At 70.5% G+C, this 15,931-nt stretch carries 13 protein-coding genes; 3 read left to right on the forward strand and 10 right to left on the reverse strand.

The features are described 5' to 3' along the window. The 3 genes from K8638_RS23660 to K8638_RS23670 all read right to left on the reverse strand — a co-directional run. Nucleotides 1-406, reverse strand: a 406-nt coding sequence (locus tag K8638_RS23660) for a contractile injection system protein, VgrG/Pvc8 family (RefSeq protein ID WP_255662891.1), incomplete at its 3' end; no start/stop codon positions are given. Between the two features lie 228 nt (nucleotides 407-634). Then, nucleotides 635-1,606, reverse strand: a complete 972-nt coding sequence (locus tag K8638_RS23665) for a nicotinamidase (protein WP_223756871.1) — start codon at nucleotides 1,604-1,606, stop codon at nucleotides 635-637. Between the two features lie 43 nt (nucleotides 1,607-1,649). Then, the gene (locus tag K8638_RS23670; RefSeq protein ID WP_223756872.1) at nucleotides 1,650-3,092 is read right to left on the reverse strand and encodes a nicotinate phosphoribosyltransferase; all 1,443 of its coding nucleotides are present in this window, start codon (nucleotides 3,090-3,092) and stop codon (nucleotides 1,650-1,652) included. Between the two features lie 896 nt (nucleotides 3,093-3,988). Here K8638_RS23670 and K8638_RS23680 point away from each other — a divergent pair. Next, nucleotides 3,989-4,831: an energy transducer TonB gene (locus K8638_RS23680; protein WP_223756873.1), complete on the forward strand. Its 843-nt coding sequence runs from the start codon at nucleotides 3,989-3,991 to the stop codon at nucleotides 4,829-4,831. On the opposite strand, the gene K8638_RS23685 is transcribed toward K8638_RS23680, so the two are convergent. From K8638_RS23685 to epmA, 3 genes are read right to left on the reverse strand one after another with little or no spacing between them, the layout of a single operon-like run. Then, nucleotides 4,828-5,532, reverse strand: a complete 705-nt coding sequence (locus tag K8638_RS23685) for an inorganic pyrophosphatase (RefSeq protein ID WP_223756874.1) — start codon at nucleotides 5,530-5,532, stop codon at nucleotides 4,828-4,830. The genes K8638_RS23680 and K8638_RS23685 overlap by 4 nt on opposite strands. Continuing rightward, the gene (locus K8638_RS23690) at nucleotides 5,529-6,269 is read right to left on the reverse strand and encodes a lysophospholipid acyltransferase family protein (protein ID WP_223756875.1); all 741 of its coding nucleotides are present in this window, start codon (nucleotides 6,267-6,269) and stop codon (nucleotides 5,529-5,531) included. Before K8638_RS23690 ends, K8638_RS23685 begins: the two co-directional genes overlap by 4 nt. Then, a complete protein-coding gene (epmA, locus tag K8638_RS23695; protein WP_223756876.1) occupies nucleotides 6,266-7,270 on the reverse strand; it encodes an EF-P lysine aminoacylase EpmA in 1,005 nt (334 codons plus the stop codon). Before epmA ends, K8638_RS23690 begins: the two co-directional genes overlap by 4 nt. Before the next feature lie 30 nt (nucleotides 7,271-7,300). Here epmA and K8638_RS23700 point away from each other — a divergent pair, with 30 nt between their 5' ends. Continuing rightward, nucleotides 7,301-9,031, forward strand: coding sequence for a chromosome segregation protein SMC (locus K8638_RS23700; protein WP_223756877.1), 1,731 nt, complete (start codon nucleotides 7,301-7,303; stop codon nucleotides 9,029-9,031). 77 nt (nucleotides 9,032-9,108) lie between these two features. Here the strand turns inward: K8638_RS23700 and K8638_RS23705 are convergent, their stop codons facing one another. From K8638_RS23705 to K8638_RS23720, 4 genes are all read right to left on the reverse strand, one after another. Further along, complete coding sequence (locus tag K8638_RS23705) at nucleotides 9,109-10,167, reverse strand: SPFH domain-containing protein (RefSeq protein ID WP_223756878.1); 1,059 nt, start codon at nucleotides 10,165-10,167, stop codon at nucleotides 9,109-9,111. A 194-nt stretch (nucleotides 10,168-10,361) separates the two neighbouring features. After that, complete coding sequence (locus K8638_RS23710; RefSeq protein ID WP_223756879.1) at nucleotides 10,362-11,162, reverse strand: ABC transporter permease subunit; 801 nt, start codon at nucleotides 11,160-11,162, stop codon at nucleotides 10,362-10,364. Between the two features lie 3 nt (nucleotides 11,163-11,165). Further along, on the reverse strand, nucleotides 11,166-12,083 hold the full coding sequence (locus K8638_RS23715; RefSeq protein ID WP_223756880.1) for an ABC transporter ATP-binding protein: 918 nt from the start codon (nucleotides 12,081-12,083) through the stop codon (nucleotides 11,166-11,168). Beyond that, a complete protein-coding gene (locus K8638_RS23720; protein WP_223756881.1) occupies nucleotides 12,080-14,383 on the reverse strand; it encodes a glycosyltransferase family 39 protein in 2,304 nt (767 codons plus the stop codon). The genes K8638_RS23715 and K8638_RS23720 overlap by 4 nt, the downstream gene beginning before the upstream one ends. A gap of 275 nt (nucleotides 14,384-14,658) precedes the next feature. Between K8638_RS23720 and K8638_RS44935 the strand changes: the two genes are divergently transcribed. Continuing rightward, a complete protein-coding gene (locus tag K8638_RS44935; protein WP_305071187.1) occupies nucleotides 14,659-15,927 on the forward strand; it encodes a hypothetical protein in 1,269 nt (422 codons plus the stop codon). The last annotated feature ends 4 nt before the right edge of the window (nucleotides 15,928-15,931 follow it).

Here is a 15,931-nt window from a genome sequence, read left to right on the forward strand (position 1 = left end):
CCAGCCGCACCTCCACCCCACCCTCGCCCAGCACCGCCTTGAGGATGTCCGGCACGCTCTTGCCCTGGAAGATGCGGCTCTTGTGTACCTGGCTCAGCCGCCACAGCCTGGGCACCACGTGCGCGCGGTAGCGCCGCCGGCCCGTCTTCATCCCCAGCGACTCCACCCCGCGCACCTGGCCGTGCACGTAGCGGGGGCTGCCGTCGCGTACGGAAACCGTGAGCAGTGCGTCCTTGCCCACCAGGTCCGCCACCGCCAGCGGCTCGCCATCTCGGGCGAAGAAGTCCACCCGGAAGTCGTACAGCCGGCTCAGGCCCTCGGTGCCGGACACTCCGGACACACTCAGGGCCTCGGGGCCATACGCACCGATCTGCACGGAGAAAGCGGGCGAGCTCGCTCGAGACATGACGCCCCCTGCGCCAGCGGAGGAAACCGCCAGGCCAAGAATGGGAGCGGAATACTACTACACTACGGGTACACGAACGCAGCCCCCCTGGCGGGCTGACGCCCGACATCCGCCCGGGGCGTCACGGGAGGCCACCCGCCACGAGGCGCGTGCGCACGCTTCCGGGCACCCCGGCAGGTCCCCGAATCCACCACGCGGGGACACCATGCGCGCCCCCGGACGGTGGCTTCAGGCGTCGAGCGGATCCGTGGTGCGCACCACACGCATGCCGGCCGCCTGGAAGTCCTCGAGCGCGGCGGCGGCCACGCGAGGGAAGTCCAGCGCCGGGGGCAGCGGCTCCAACGGAGGCGCCGGCACCGGGCTCATGGCGTCCTCCAGGATGAAGATGCGCCCCATCTTCGAGCGGTCCGTCCGCTCGATGTGCTGACGCAGGTCCCGCAGCGTGGACAGGACGCAGTGGGACTTGGCCTGGCCGAAGACGTACACCCGATCAAACGACATCAGGTGCGCGAAGAGGCGCGTATTGAACTCACCCACCTTCTGCCCCTTCACCTCCGTCACCTCGGGAGAAAGGACGGAGTAGTTCTCCGTGAGCGGGTGCTCCCCCTTGAGCTCGAAGTGCGTGGGCGTGTCGCGCACCAGGGCGTGGAAGAGGCTCGCCTCGTAGACGGCGGGCACCAGCGCGTGGCTCAAGCCCCCGAGCAGCGCGTGATAGGGCCAGATGGTGAGCACGTACCGGCCGCTGGCCTCCAGGCGCTCACAGTAGGCGAGGCTCTCCTCCGGGAAGCGGGTGGCCCGCCAGCGGCCCGCCCGCACGTCCGCCGCGGTAATCACCGACAGCGGCGCGGGCGGCCGGCCCTCCGCGTCCTTCCACCACGCCGGATGGAAGATTTGAAACGCGCGGTGGGTGTCGAGCGAGAACACCAGCTCCGTGACGCGGTCCAGGTGCGAGTAGAGGAAGCGCAGCGCGCGCTGCGTGTCCTCCACGGCGCCAGGGACGAAGAGGCTGGCGCCGGGGGTGCAGAAGGCCACCTGTACGTCGATGCCGAAGGCGGCGATGCGGACCTTGTCCTCGCGGGCCGGGCGGATGCGGTGCTCGGCGGCGTAGCGGCGGGCCTCGTCGGCCACCTCCGCGCCGCGCTCCAGGTAGAGCTGGCCGGCGCGCGCGTCCTCGTGGAAGCGGGGCATGGGCAGGGGCATGACGTCCTCGGGTGTCCTGACGGAAGTTGATGATGGAAGCGGCTCAGCGCCCCTGGGGGAAGTGGCGCCGCTTGAGGTCCTCCACGAGCGCCTGCGTGGCCGGGGTGTAGCCGATGCGGACCTCGGCCGGGACTTCGGGGGTGCCCACGAGCGATGGGGACTCGGGCTCGCTGTCCATGAGGGGGAAGTAGCCCTCCGGCACCGGCTCGCCCTCCTGGCCGACGAGGCCGATGGGCCCCGAGCCATGACGGCGGCGGAAGAGCACCGGCGTGCCGGGGATGCTCTGCTTGCCCTCGGCCAGCTCGTTGCCGAACTTCATCACCGGGGTGCGGCCGGTGCTGGACAGCTTGTAGATGGCGGCCACGCGGTCACGCGTGAAGGGGCAGTCCATGGTGCGGGCGACGATGTGGCCGCCGTAGCCGTAGAACTGCGCGGACGGCTCCCAGCCCACCTGGCGCCGCAACTCCTCGAACTCGCGGGTGGCCTGGGCATCCAGGCCGTCCTCGAGGATGTTGACGGGGCGGATGCCGATGTCCCGCGCGCGCGTCACGGCGTAGAGATACTGGAGCTTCTTGTTTCCCGAGTCGAAGCGGATGGAGTCCTGGGCGCTCGGGTCCTCGCGGATGAGCTGGAAGGCGGCGGGGATGCCGGAGGTGAGCGTGTCGAAGGTATCCAGCAGGTAGCTGGAGCGGCCAGGCCGGCGCTCGCGCATGGCCCGGAAGGCGGCGTCATCCGAGCCGAAGCGCTGGACGTGCTCGTGGCCCATGGTGCCCACGGGAATCATCCCCAGCTTGCGCGCGCCCTCCACGTTGCTGGTGCGCTGGACACCCGCCTCCTTGCAGGCGAGCAGGGCCAGCTCGTGGTGCCCCATGCAGGTGGCGGCGCGCAGGCCCACCTCGAAGACGCGGGCGGGGTCCTCGACGATGTCGACCAGCTCCTTCACGGTGGCGCGCACGCGGCGCAGGTAGCCCTCGGAGTCGACGGTGATGGGCACGGGCTTCACGCCCACGGCGTCGAGCGTCTCCAGGGCGATGGCCTTCTGCTCCTCGCAGGTGACGGTGGCCAGGGCGCGGGCCAGCGCGTCACGGTCCGCCAGGGCCTGGGTGGCCACCTGGATGCGGAAGTTGAGCTGGAGCAGCAGCGGCTCCACCCAGGACACGAGGGCGGAGGGACCGGTGACGGTGAGGATGGGCTCGCGCGGGTAGAAGACGGCGCCGCGGGGGATGGCGCGGACGGTCAGCCTGTCCTTGCGGAGGATGGCGGCCTTGAAGCCCACGCCCATCTCGTAGTCGTAGCGGGCGAGGTACTCGTAGTCCTCGGGGCGGGGCTCGGGGAGCAGCGCCTTGACGTAGGCGGCCAGGTCCAGCGGCATGACCTGGAGGCCCCCCTTGCGGTGCGAGTAGTAGAAGGTCTCCTGGCGCAGCGGCCAGCCCGCCTCCGCCATGCTGAATTTGTAACCATCCGTCGCGAGCAGCGAGGTCGACATCCTGGGTGTACTCCTCCGTGGAGGAGGAGCCTAAGCGCGAGAAGGTATTGTTTCCTACCTTCGGCCCACGCATTCGCGGGCGCGGCGCCGGAGCGGGGTTAAAAGCAGGGGCCATGTCGCCGGCTCCCTCTCGACGACTGCTCCTCGCGCTGGCCGTCAGCGCTGGCTTCCATGGGCTCCTGTGGCTCCTGGTGGCCGGAGAGGTATCACCCCGGGTGCGCCCTCCCCCGGCGCCCGCGGCGGTGGAGTGGGTCGAGGTGGAGGTGTCAAAACCGCCCGAGCCAGCGCCCCAGCCCCCGGAGCCCGCCCGTGTCACCGAGCGGACACCTCCCGAGCCTGGCGCGCCGCCCCGGAACGAGCCGCCTCGCGTCACCGAGCGACCGCCGCCAGTTCCTCCCGAGCCGGCGTCCGAAGTGCCACGCCCGCCCGAGCGCCCCGCGCCATCGCCTTCCCCCATCGCGGACAGGACGCCTCAGCGCCTCCCCGAACCGCCCCCTCCGGATGCGCCGCGCGAGGAGACGCGCCGGGCGGAACCGGACTCTACGGGCGCGCCCCGCGCGGAACTGACTCCGCCTTCAGCACCGCCACGCGCGGAGACTCCGAGGCCGGCCCCACGCTCCACCGACGTGCCCCACGCAGACGCGCCGAGGGCGGGCCTGTCTCCCTCCGGCATGCCCCGCGCTGACTCCCCCAGGTCGGAGCTGTCTCCCTCCGGCATGCCCCGCGCTGACTCCCCCAGGTCGGAGCTGTCTCCCTCCGACGCGTCGCGCGCGGACGCCCAGAGGGCGGACCCGTCCCCCTCCGACATGCTCCGCGCGGAAGCCCAAAGAGCGGCCCCGTTCCCCACCGACATGCCTCGCGCGGACGCGCCGAGGGCGGTCCCGCCCCTCTCCGACATGCCCCGTGCGGACCTGTTCCCCTCCGGCCTGCCTGGCGCGGGCACACCGGACTCGCGCCTGCTCCTGGCCGCGCGCGAGTCGCGGCCCCCCGTGCACGGCGGAGATGTGGTGGGCGAGGTGGACGCGGGAGTCCCGGACCCGCGCGCGCCACCGTCGGCGCAGCAGCTCGTGCAGGACCTGGTGTCGGAGAGCGTCGGCCGCGGCAAGGTGGACCGGGGACTGGTGCATCCCTATTTCAGCGCACTGGGCAAGGCGCTGGTGAAGGCGTGGGACGCGGACCGCTCGGTGAAGGAGCACGGCCTTCAGGGCTACTTCGACATGGGCGTGGAGCGCAGCCGTGCATTCTCACGCATCTGGCTGGAACGCGCGGAACACTACGGCGCCTCGGGCTCGTTCGCGCGAAAGGGCGCGCCGGAGCAGAACCGGCGCCGGCCCGTCAGCACCGTGGGAGACCCACAGCTCCAGGCACGCCGGGAGATGCGCCAGCAGATGCGCGAGGAGTTCCGCTCCACCCGGCGCGCCGTCATCCGCGTGGACCAGGATGCCCGGGGCCGGCTGCTGGACGTGCTGCTCGTGGACCCCAGCCACCAGCCGGAGGTGGACAAGGAGGCCATCAAGGACGTGCGGGCCGCGGCGGAGAAGCTCCCTCCACCACCTCCCGAAGCGGTCGCCGGACGGGAGCGCATCACCAGCTTCTGGCAGTTCGAGCTGATCATCTCCATCAGCCCGCCAATCCCCTCCTTCAGCTTCGAGTTCGATGAAGCGCTCGGCTTCATCGACACCCGGATGCCGCTGGACCGCCGCCTCTACAAGCGCGTGCGGCTCCTGGAGATTCGCTAGCTGGCGCGCGTGCGGGCCTTCGTCTTGCGGGCGGCCGGCCGCGCGGGCCGGGCGCGGCTCGCCGTCATGTTGGCCTTGGCGCCGTAGAGCCGCTCGTAGTCCTTCATGCTGCGCTTGATGACCTCGAGCGCCTCGGGCTGGTCGTAGACCTCGGCGATCTCCACGCTGCGCTTCCCCTCGCCCGGAATCTGCTTGTAGGTGAGGAAGTAGTGCTTGAGCCGGTCCAGCAGCGCGCGCGGGAGCTGCGCGATGTGCTGCAGCTCGCCGTACACCAGGTCCGACTCCAGCACGGCGATGATCTTGTCGTCCGCCTCGTTGCCGTCGACCATCCGGAAGCCGCCGATGGGCACCGCGCGCACCAGCAGGTTGCCGCTGGAGACGACCTTCTCCGTCAGCACGCAGATGTCAATCGGGTCGCCGTCGCCGTGGATGTCCCTCATGCCGGTGCGCTCGGCGCAGCGCTTCGCCACCAGCTCGTCGCAGTACGTCTGCGGGATGAACCCGTAGAGCGTGGGGCACTGGCTGCTGAACCGCTGCGGGCGGTCCAGCTTGAGGATGCCGGACTCCTTGTCCAGCTCGTACTTCACGGCGTCCGTGGGGACGATCTCGATGTACGCGGTGACGATGGAAGGAGCCTCATCTCCGGGCGTGATGCCATGCCAGGGGTGGGCCTGAGAGGTGGTCTGTACGGGCTTCTTCATGGAACATCTCCCGAGCGCTTGCACGCCTCGGAATAGAGTTGAGCGACCGCGTCTTCCAGCCGGCGCGTGAGCGCCTCACGGTCTTGAATCGTCAGGTCCTGGGTGGAGATGGGCTCGCCCACCATCAGCGCCACGCGCTGGCCCCACCGCACCGCCCTGCCCCCCTTGGGAAGAATGAGCCGTGTTCCGGACACGGCCATGGGAACCACCGGCACGCCCGCCTGGATGGCGAGCGCCGCGGCCCCCTTCTTGAACGGCCGCAAGAAGCCGTCCTCGCTGCGCGTGCCTTCCGCGAAGAAGAGCACGCTCACCCGTTCGCGCACCGCTCGCGCGGCCTCTGACAGGCGGGCCTTGTCTCCCCGGCCGCCCGTGCGCTCCACCGGAATGTTGCCCGAGCGCCTCAGCGCCGCGCCGAACACCGGTATCTTGAAGAGCTCCGCCTTGGCCACGTACCGCGTATGCTTGCGGATGTGCGCCAGGTGCACCAGCGCGTCGTAGTGCGACTGGTGGTTGCACACGAAGACGACGTTCCCGTCCGCGGGAATGTGCTCCAACCCCACCGCCTCGTGCCGCACTCCCGCCGACGCCAGCACCAGCCGCGCCCACGCGTTCAGCGCCCGGTCCGCGTCCTGCGGGTCCTCCCGCAGCGACAGCGCGGACACCACGGGGGAGAACACCCCCGTGAGCCCCACCGCCGCCGTCCCGGCGAACGCCGTCTGCAGGAGGTTTCGAATCACACGAACTCGTGAGCGGGGAACAGAAGGACGTCCGAGATGCGCTGGACCCCGAGCAGCAACATCAAGATGCGGTCGAGCCCCACGGCGATACCCGCCGAGGGTGGCATTCGACCTACCGCGTCAAGGAACCGCTCGTCCAGTGGATACACGGACCGCCCCAGCCGGCGCCTGAGCTCCTGTTCCTCCACCAACCGGGTTCTCTGCTCTACCGGGTCTGTCAGCTCTGAGAACCCGTTCGCGAGTTCCAGGCCCTTGGCGTACAGCTCCACGCGCTCGGCCACCGCCGAATCTCCAGGCTTCAGCCGGGACAGCGCCGCCATGGACGCCGGGTACTCGATGAGGAACGTGGGCCGCTCGTGCCCCAGCCCGGTCTCCACCTTCTGCAGGAAGAGGTGGAAGAAGACGTCGTCGAAGCTCTCCGCGTCGCCGGTGCGCACCCCGGCGGCCTCGGCGGCCCGCTTCAGCGAGGGCCCGTCCGGGTGCTTCCGGATGTCCACGCCCGTGGCGCGCAGCACCGCGTCGCGCACCGTCAGCCGCTCGTAGGGCGTGCGCGTGAAGAAGGCCGGGTCCGCGCCGGGCTCGCCCTCGGTGGCGGAGCGCCCCGCCTCCGCCAGCGCCCCCTCCAGGTCCGCCATGATGGCGTGGTAGTCCGCCTGGGGCCGGTAGAACTCCAGCATCGTGAATTCCGGGTTGTGCGTGGGGGACACCTCGCCGTTCCGGAACACCTTGCAGATTTGAAACAGGGGGCCTGCCCCGTCGGCGAGCAGGCGCTTCATCGCGTACTCGGGGCTGGTGTGGAGGTAGAGGGTGCGGGCCCGGCCGACGTCGGTCTCCGGGATGAAGCCGGCCTCGAAGGCGTTGATGTGCGGCTCCATGCCTGGGGCGGGGACGAGCAGCGGGGTCTCCACCTCCAGGTAGCCGTGGGCGGCGAAGAAACGGCGCAGGGCGGAGTAGAGGGCCTGGCGTCCCCGGGCGGCCCGCCATTGAGAAAGGTTGGGCATGGGCAGCGCGGAAGTAACATGAGGCACCACATGCACCCAAGGATTCCCCTGCTGCTCGCTGTTGCCTTCTGCATCAGCGCCTGTCCCAAAGGTCCGCCAGCCGATGCCCGCCGGGCCCTCACCGAGCAGCAGCAGCTCGCCGCCGACGTGAAGGAACTGTCCACGCAGGCGGAGGCGCTCCTGGAGGCGCAGCACCGGCTCGTCTGGGTGTTCTGGACGGAGGGCCGCCACGTGGACGTCGCCGGGACGTACGCGGGCAAGGAGACGCTGTTCAGCGTCGAGAACATCCGGAAGATAGACCGGCTCCGGCAGCTCACGCAGGACCCGCGCGAGGTGCGGGCCCTCACCGCGCTGCACTCACACTTCGCGGGGGAGTACCTCTCCCGCGCGCTGGCCGAGTTCAACGACGCGGCGGCCAACCTGGAGGCCTCCCTCACCTTCACGGTGGACGGGAAGGAGCTGCGCTACCGGAACCTGGAGCGGCTGCTCGCCAACGAGCGCTCGGTGGCGAAGCGGCGGGCCATGTACGCCGCGGCCACGCCCGCGATTGAACGGCTCAACCAGACGCTGCGGCGCCGCGAGGAGCGCGCGGAGCAGCTCGTGCGCGAGCTGGGCTTCGCCTCCTACGAGGCCTTCGGCAGCGAGCTGCGGCAGGCGGACCTGGGGCGGCTGAGCGTGCTGGCGGAGGAAATCCTCCAGGCCACGCAGGGGCCGTACCGCGTGGTGATGGAGCGGCTGAGCCAGCGCGAGCTGGGCATGCCCTTCAAGGACATCACCCGCGCGGACATCCCCCGGCTGTTCCGCTCGCGCGAGGTGGAGGAGGCTTTTCCCAAGGGCGAGTCGCTGCTCAAGGCGCACGGGACGCTGGCGGGGATGAGCATCGACCTGGGTGAGATGGCCAACGTGAAGATTGATTCACGCGACATCCAGGGGAAGAGCTCGCGCCCGCTGGCGCTGGCGGTGCGGGTGCCGGACGACGTGCGGCTGTCCTTCAAGCCGGGCTCGGGCGTGCTGCACCAGGGCCGGGTGCTGCACGAGTTCGGACACATGCTGCACGCGGCCTTCACGAAGGAGCCGCGCTTCGAGCTGGCGCGGCTGGGCAACCCCACGGTGGGCAAGGCGTACTCGGCGCTCTTCGCGGACCTGGTGGAGGACCCGGTGTGGCTGGAGGAGCACGCGGGCGTGGCGGGCGAGCAGCGCGCGAAGTACCTGGCGGCCTCCAGCGCGCACAAGCTGTACCTCATCCGCCACGCGGCGGGCCGGCTGCTGTACCAGCTGGAGCTGCACCGGCGAGCGGACGCGGACCCGCTGGAGCTGTACCGCGAGGTCATGTCGCGCACGGACGACATCCCGATGACGGACGAGGACGTGGTGCGCTACCTCGTGGACCAGGAGGACTTCTTCCAGTCCGCGGACAGCTTCCGCGCGTGGTTCCTGGCGGGCCAGCTCCAGGCGCAGCTCAAGGCACGCTTCGGCCCGGCGTGGTGGCGCGCCCCGCAGTCCGGCGCCTTCCTCAAGGAGCTGTGGGCCAAGGGCAACGCGCTGTCCGCGCGCGAGGTGGCCGAGGCGATTGGCGAGAAGGGCATCGAGCCGGACGTGCTGCTCCTGCGCCTGGGCACCACGCTGCAGGTGCCCATGAAGCTGAACCTGGAAGGCGTGGAGGACGCCATCCTCCCCGCGGCGCCGGGCCTGGAGGGCTTCACCCAGCCGCCTCCGCCGCCGGGCCTGGAGGAGTTCACGGGCTCCGGCGACGGCCGCTGAGCCCCTGAGACGGCGAAGGCCCCCGCCCTGCTCGTGAGGACGGAGGCCTTCGTATCAGTCGAGCAACGCGCCCGGGGTTACAGCAGCTTCATCAGCTCCGCGCGCTTGGCGTTGTACTCCTCGTCGGAGAGCACGCCCGCGTCCTTCAGCTCCTTGATTTCCTTCAGGCGCTGCGCGGGGCTGCGCGTGTCGGCGGGAGCCGCCTGGGGCGCGGGCTCGGGCGGACGCTGCTGCTGCTGCTGTTGCTGCTGCTGCTGGTTCATGTTCATGAACTGCTGGGCCATGCCGAAGCCCATGCCCATGCCCATGCCACCCAGCGCGTTGCCGGAGCCCTCGCCGCCCTTGGCCATGCCCTCGGCGGCGCCCAGCATCGCCTGGCCCTGCGCGTACTGCTGGAAGCCGCCGGCCAGGCGCGAGTACGCCACGTCCTTGGACAGCTTCTTCAGCGTCGCCTCGTCCTCCGGCTTGATGCTGACGTGGAAGTTGCCCATCCGCACCACGGTGAGGCCGTAGGTGTCCACGTGCGGCTTCAGCCCGCCGATGACCTCGGTCTCGATTTCCTCCGTGTACGCGCCGCTCGTCACGTCCAGCAGCGGCCAGCGCTTCTTCACCAGCAGCTCGGCGATGCGGTCGCGCGTCACCTTGAGCACCTGGTTCTTGAACCACTGGAGCAGCTCGTCGTTGCCGGTGCGGCCCATGCCGACGAGGCCCACCACCAGCTTCTCCGGGTCCGTCACGCGGATGGAGAAGTCGCCGTACACCATGGTGCCGATGCCCAGGCCCGTCTCCGGATCTCGCACGTCACCGATGGGGCCGCCGAACTTCACCCCGGCGAACTCGCGCACGGAGACGAAGAAGACCTCGGAGACGAAGAGGTTGCCGCCGGTGAACTTCTCCAGCAGCCGCGACAGGAACGGGATGTTGTTGGTGTCCAGCGTGTGGCGGCCGGGCCCGAGCTTGCCCTCCACCTTCCCGTCCTTCACGAAGAGGGCGACCTCGTCCGCGTCGACGGTGAGCTGGGTCATCATCCGGACGTTGTTCTCCGGATACTTGTAGATGATCTCGCCCTTCGCCGTGTCCGCACGGGCAATGAAGTTGCGCTTCGCCTCGCCCTTGATGGAATCGAAGATACCCATTGCTAGTCAGCGCCTCCGTGGCCGCCTCGGCAGCCGGTCAACCCGCACCGCCACCCACTCCTCTTAAGAACGTGGCACCCACGACGAAAACGCGCCCGCCTTCGCCCGGCTGCCTGCTCGTAAGATGCCAGTTTCACTGGCCATTGCCTAGCCGCCTGCCTGCCTGACGGCCTGATACCGCAGCGTAACGGACGTCAGCCCCAGCGGCTCACCAATCGCTCGCGGTCCAGCAGGCGGATGCTGGCCCACAGGAGGATGGCGTCCAGTACCAGCACCACCGCGCCCTGGAGGGCGTAGTAGCCCAGCCCCGCCTTGAGGAAACCGGCCACCTGCCCGCCCACCATCCCGACGATGGGCAGCACCACCAGGGCGGACAACTGCTGCGCCATCCGCGCCTCGCTCACCCGCGCGGAGATGAGCACCGCCACGCCGTTGCCGAAGAAGGCGAACAGCGGGGCGATGACGAACACACCGAAGGTCCACAGCGCGTCCGGCATCAGCGGCATCTTCACCAGCGGCCACGCGACGACGTCCACGCCCACGCAGAAGAAGACGAAGGCCACCCACGTAATCGCCACCGCGGGCACCAGCGCCGCCAGGCTCTTGCCCGTCACCAGCTCCGCGGCCGTCACCGGCGAGGCCAGCAGCGGCTCCAGCGTGCGCCGCTCCTTCTCGCCCGCCACGCTCTGCGAGGCGATGAGGATGGGGACGAACACCGGCATCACCAGGAACATGCCGAACCAGTCGGTGAGCGTCTTGTCGATGAGGAAGCGCGCCGCGCTCGCCCCCAAGGGCAGCGAGGGGTCATAGAAGAGCGCCACGCTGCGCAGGTCCGCGTGGTTGGGCGTCCGCACGTAGGACCACACGACGCCGATGGGCACCAGCACCATGACGGTGGGCAGCACCGCCATGGACACCAGCAGCCCCACGTTCTTGCGCAGGTCCAGGAAGTCCTTCCAGAACACCGCCAGGGCCCGCCGCGGACGGAACGCCATGGGCTACCCCCTCCCCTCGCGCAGCAGCTCCAGGTAGACCTCTTCCAGCGGCCGCTGGGCCGGCACCGCGCTGTGCACCCGCGCGCCCGCGCCCACCAGGCACGCCACCACGTCCGGCGCGTGCGCCTCGTCCGCCAGCATGACGCGCAGCCGCGCCCCTTCCGCCAGCACGTTGGGGGCGAAGGGCAGCGACGTCAGCACGTTGCGGTAGCGCTCCGCCTCGCCGTCCACGCGCACGTCCAGCGCGTGCCCCGCCCGCCGCAGTTCCTTCACGGGGCCGATGGCCAGCAGCCGCCGCTTCACCACGGCGACGCGCTCGCACAGGCGCTCCACCTCCGCCAGGTTGTGCGAGCACAGGACGATGGTGCGCCCCTCCGACGCCAGCTCCGCCACCGCGTCGCGCACCGTGCGCGCGGACTCCGGGTCCAGCCCGCTGGTGGGCTCATCCAGGAAGATGACCTTCGGGTCGTGCACCAGCGTGCGGACGATGGCCAGCTTCTGGCGCATGCCCTTGGAGAAGCCGCCCACCGGCTCCTCCTCGCGCCCGCCCAGCCCGAAGCGCTCCAGGTAGTGCAGCGCGCGCGGCCACGCCCTGGCCTCATCCAGTTCGTGCAGCTTCATGAAGAAGCGCAGGTTCTCCCGCGCGGTGAGCCTGTCATAGAGGCCGGGCTGCTCCGTGAGCAGGCCCACCACCTTGCGCAGCGGCTCGCCGTCGCCGTCCACGGGGTGGCCCCACACGGTGGCCTCGCCCTCGCTGGGGCGCAGGAGGCCGGTGAGCATGCGCACCGTGGTCGTCTTTCCCGCGCCGTTGGGCCCGAGCAGGCCGAACACCTCGCCGGGCCGCACGTGGAAGGAGAGCCCCTCCACGGCGGTGCGCTCGCCGAAGCGCTTGCCCAGTCCCTCGACGTGGATGCCGCTCAATCGACGGTCACCAGGACGAACTTGTTGTTGATGTCCCGGTCGATGGGGGTGACGACCTTGTCGGCGCCCACCGCGTTGCGAAGCAGGTTGAGGCGGTTGTGCTCCACCAGCACCCACTCGCGGCCGGGCCGCGCGGCCAGGTTGCGCATGCGGGTGTTGGCGTCGCTGCTGCGGTACTGCTCCACCGTGTTGCGCGAGTAGAGCGTCTCGCCGCGCCAGTTCATCATGTACGCGACGATGGGCTCGTCCGCCTTGCGCTGCGCGTAGTACCGCCAGAAGAGGTCGCGCTGCGTCCAATGGTGGGACAGGTCCACCCAGTGGCTCCAGTTGAACCAGAGGGCCACGCCCGCCGCGAGCGCCCAGAAGGTGCCGAACAGCATCACCCGCGCCCGCAGCAGCGCCGCCACCACGGCCATGGCGCCGGCCACCGCGAAGGTGAAGCCCAGGGAGCTCTTGATGTTGACGGGCTCGGACAGCGCCTTGAGCAGCGAGTCCTCCGCCACCGGCTTGTCGAAGCCGCGCGCGGCGAGCGCCACGCCCACCACCGCCAGCAGCCCCGCCAGGGTCTGCAAGCTGGCGCGGCCCTCCGTCCCCGGACGCGTGGACTGCCAGCCCAGGAAGGCGGCCACGCCCACCAGCGCCAGCCCCATCAGCGCCGTCGCGGACACCTGCGCCTGCGACGCCACCGCGCCCAGGGTGGCCACGCCCAGCAGCAGCAGGAGCAGCGCCACCGCGCGCGCGCCCGGAGAAACCCTGGCCTTGGGGCGGGGCGCGAAGGCGTCGAAGGACAGGTACACGCCGAAGGCCAGCAGCACCAGCGTCACCAGGTCCCCCGTCCACAGCGGGCGCGAGGCGAAGAAGGCGATGGGCTTCGACACCAGGTCCTGCGGGTAGGGCCGGTCGTAGTTGTAGACGAACAGGTCGGTGAAGTTCTTCGGGTTCTCCGACAGGTCCTTGCCCACCAGGATGAAGAGGACGAGGCCGAAGATGAGGCTCACCGCGTGGGCGGAGATGCCCTCCTCCCAGAGCCGGTCGGCGAACAGCGCCAGCAGGATGGCCATGCCCGGCAGCACGGGGAAGACGTAGTGGTGGAACTTGGTGGCGCTGGAGGCCAGCAGCCAGAAGGAGAAGGCCACCCACAGCACGGCGATGATGGCCAGGTGGTCCGCCTTCTTCTCCGAGCGCAGCTTCAGGCGCGCCACCACGGCGAAGGCGCCGGGCAGCAGGGCCACCCAGGGGAAGATGGCGAAGCCGCCCTGCTCGATGAAGTAGATGAAGGTGCCGCCCGGCGTCGTGGTGTGCACGCCCGCGGTGAGGCGGTTCAGGTGGTCGTGGACGAAGAAGCGGTACCAGAAGAGCTTGCCCTCGTCGTCCACGCTCTCGAAGAGGGACATCGTGACGTACCAGGGCGCCGCCACCGCGAGGAAGACGAGGATGCCCGTGCCCAGGTGCATCCGGTACATCTGCCCCCACAGCACCGGCATGGGCTGGCGGCCCTCTCGCACGTCCTTACGGAAGCCGCGTTTCATCAACCACTTGAGGTGCGCGTCCACGCTGGCGCCATCCCAGGGGATGACGGACAGCGCCGCGTACAGCACCAGGATGACGGCGGGCAGGCCCACGCCGAGCAGGCCCTTGGCCAGCGTGGACAGGCCGGCGAAGAAGTAGAAGCCGTACCACCACGCGGCGCGGTGCTTCGTCGTCTCATCCAGCTGGCCGATGAGCGCGCACGCCATGGCGCAGATGAAGGTGGTGACGAAGGGCGTGTCCGTCACCGTCTGCCGGGTGAGCAGGAAGTACAGCGGCATGGTGGCCAGGATGAAGCCGGTGGCCAGGCCCGCGCGCCGGCTCACCACCCGCGCCACCGCCAGCGACAGCAGCGCCACGGCGGTGATGCTCAGCAGGGCGAAGGGCACGCGCATGCCCCACTCGGTGAACAGGCCCAGCGCGCCTTCCGAGCGCAGGGTGCCCGCCACCTGCATGCCCAGCGCCTGCATCCACATGGTGAGGGGCGGCTTGGAGAAGAACCACGAGCCTTCCCAGTAGGGGTACACGTAGTCGCGGCGGACAATCATCATCCGCGCCACCTCGCCGTAGTGCGTCTCCCAGCAGTCCCAGAGCCCCACCGCCCCCAGGTAGGGCAGGAAGAGCAGGGCCGCGAAGCCGGCCGTGGCCACCACGACGCGCGTGCTGAACGGCAGCGCCAGCCACCGCGTCATCCACTTCGCCGAGAGGGTCTCCTTCCCGAGGATGGCCTCGGTGAAGGTCTGCTCGCGCTGCTGTTCGCCTTCGCTCGCCACGGGCTGAAGCTCCTTGAGTCTTTTCGGGCGGTTGGCCCGCGCCATCGGCACGGGCCGCGGACTTATATCCCCGCCGCCCCCGCCGGTCGACCACCGCCACGAGGCCACCGTCGTGTCCCGGGGTGCGCGCCATTGTGCAGGAGCCTGCACAAGGAGGGGAGCCCAACCCCGCGAAAGCCCGCCCGGCGGCCGGGGGCACGGGCCTTGTAACAGCCGCCCTCGCCGGCCCTTCCCGACCTTCTTCCCCGACCGGGCCGCGCCATCGAGGAGGCATCATGCTCGTTCCAGCCGTGGCCCTGGGTTGTGCCCTCCTGCTCGCACAGACAGGAGGCGAGGCGGACCTCGGGCCCCGGGTGGGCGACGTCCTGCCCCGGCTGGAGGTGGAGCCCGCCGGCCCGCCCGTCATCCAGCCTCCCGCCTCGCCCCTGCCCGTGCAGCACTGGCAGGCGCCCACGGTGTGCCTGACGCTGCCACCGACGAAGGCCGTGCCCTCCGGGAAGTGGCGGGCACAGTGCGACGCTGGCTCCAGGCGGTGCCTGGTGGCGCCCCAGCACGAGCTGGACTCGGAGGGCGTGGAGACGGAGCGCCCGCTGGAGCGGGTGACGTACTGCGCGGACGAGGGCTACGTCTCCGAGTCGGCGCTGATGAAGACGTACCGGCTGGAACCCGCGGTGGCCGACGCGCCGCCCGGCTGGTACCGCGACGAGCGCGGGCGGGTGATGCAGTTCAACTTCGACCTGAACCGGCGCCTCTGGCTGGGAGGCGCGTGGGCGCCGCTCTGGCGCGAAGGGCAGACGGAGGGCCGCATGCGCGCGGACTTCGGAATCTCCGTGGAGGTCCCTGGCGAGGGCCGGCGCCTGCACCGGCTCCGCTTCCTGGAGACGGAGCTGTACCTGGGCGAGCCCGGCTTCGACGCCACGGCGATGCGCTACGACTTCAGCGTGGAGCGGAACGAGCCGCTCTTCCGGGTGACGACCTTCTTCGGCGAGCCCCGGCGGCACGACATCCACATCAACCTGGGCCTGTGGATGGAGGTGCTGCGCGCGGAGGAACTGGAGCGCGACGGCACGGAGGCGGGCTTCCTCACCTGGGGTGCCGTGCACGCCACGCTGGACCTGTGGCACTCGAAGGACCTGGTGTCCTACGTGCGCGTGCGCGCCGGCCCGTCCGTGGAGCGCGACTACAAGAACGGCTTCAGCACGCTGGTGCCGGGCGCGGCGCTGGAGGGCGACCTGACGTTGGACCGGGACGGCTTCCATCACCTGCGCCTGGGCGTGGAGGCGGAGAAGGTGCTGCTGGCCCCGTCGGTGGAGGGCCGCCCGCTGCGCCCGGAGCGGCTGCGCGTGAGCGCCGGCTACGAGCTCATCCTCCTGGCCATCAACGACCAGCCGCTGAGCCTCGTGGTGGACGGACGCGGCGCGTGGCGCAGCGACCTGGCGAACGTGCCGGCGCGGTGGGAGTGGTCCGCCGCCGCGGGCCTGCGCTTCTCGCTGTGGGCCCCGGCGCGCCGCTCGGCGCCCATGGCTCCGGCCGCGAGGGAGTAGCCGC

This window comes from Myxococcus sp. RHSTA-1-4, assembly GCF_020037125.1.
In the GTDB taxonomy this organism is placed as follows: Bacteria; Myxococcota; Myxococcia; order Myxococcales; family Myxococcaceae; genus Myxococcus.

Coding starts and splice junctions, on each gene's coding strand:
- K8638_RS23710 (WP_223756879.1), bottom strand. CDS start 11,162: ATGGCGTTCCGTCCGCGGCGGGCCCTGGCGGTGTTCTGGAAGGACTTC.
- K8638_RS23670 (WP_223756872.1), bottom strand. CDS start 3,092: ATGTCGACCTCGCTGCTCGCGACGGATGGTTACAAATTCAGCATGGCG.
- epmA (WP_223756876.1), bottom strand. CDS start 7,270: ATGCCCAACCTTTCTCAATGGCGGGCCGCCCGGGGACGCCAGGCCCTC.
- K8638_RS23705 (WP_223756878.1), bottom strand. CDS start 10,167: ATGGGTATCTTCGATTCCATCAAGGGCGAGGCGAAGCGCAACTTCATT.
- K8638_RS23680 (WP_223756873.1), top strand. CDS start 3,989: ATGCCCCGTGCGGACCTGTTCCCCTCCGGCCTGCCTGGCGCGGGCACA.
- K8638_RS23700 (WP_223756877.1), top strand. CDS start 7,301: ATGCACCCAAGGATTCCCCTGCTGCTCGCTGTTGCCTTCTGCATCAGC.
- K8638_RS23685 (WP_223756874.1), bottom strand. CDS start 5,532: ATGAAGAAGCCCGTACAGACCACCTCTCAGGCCCACCCCTGGCATGGC.
- K8638_RS44935 (WP_305071187.1), top strand. CDS start 14,659: ATGCTCGTTCCAGCCGTGGCCCTGGGTTGTGCCCTCCTGCTCGCACAG.
- K8638_RS23665 (WP_223756871.1), bottom strand. CDS start 1,606: ATGCCCCTGCCCATGCCCCGCTTCCACGAGGACGCGCGCGCCGGCCAG.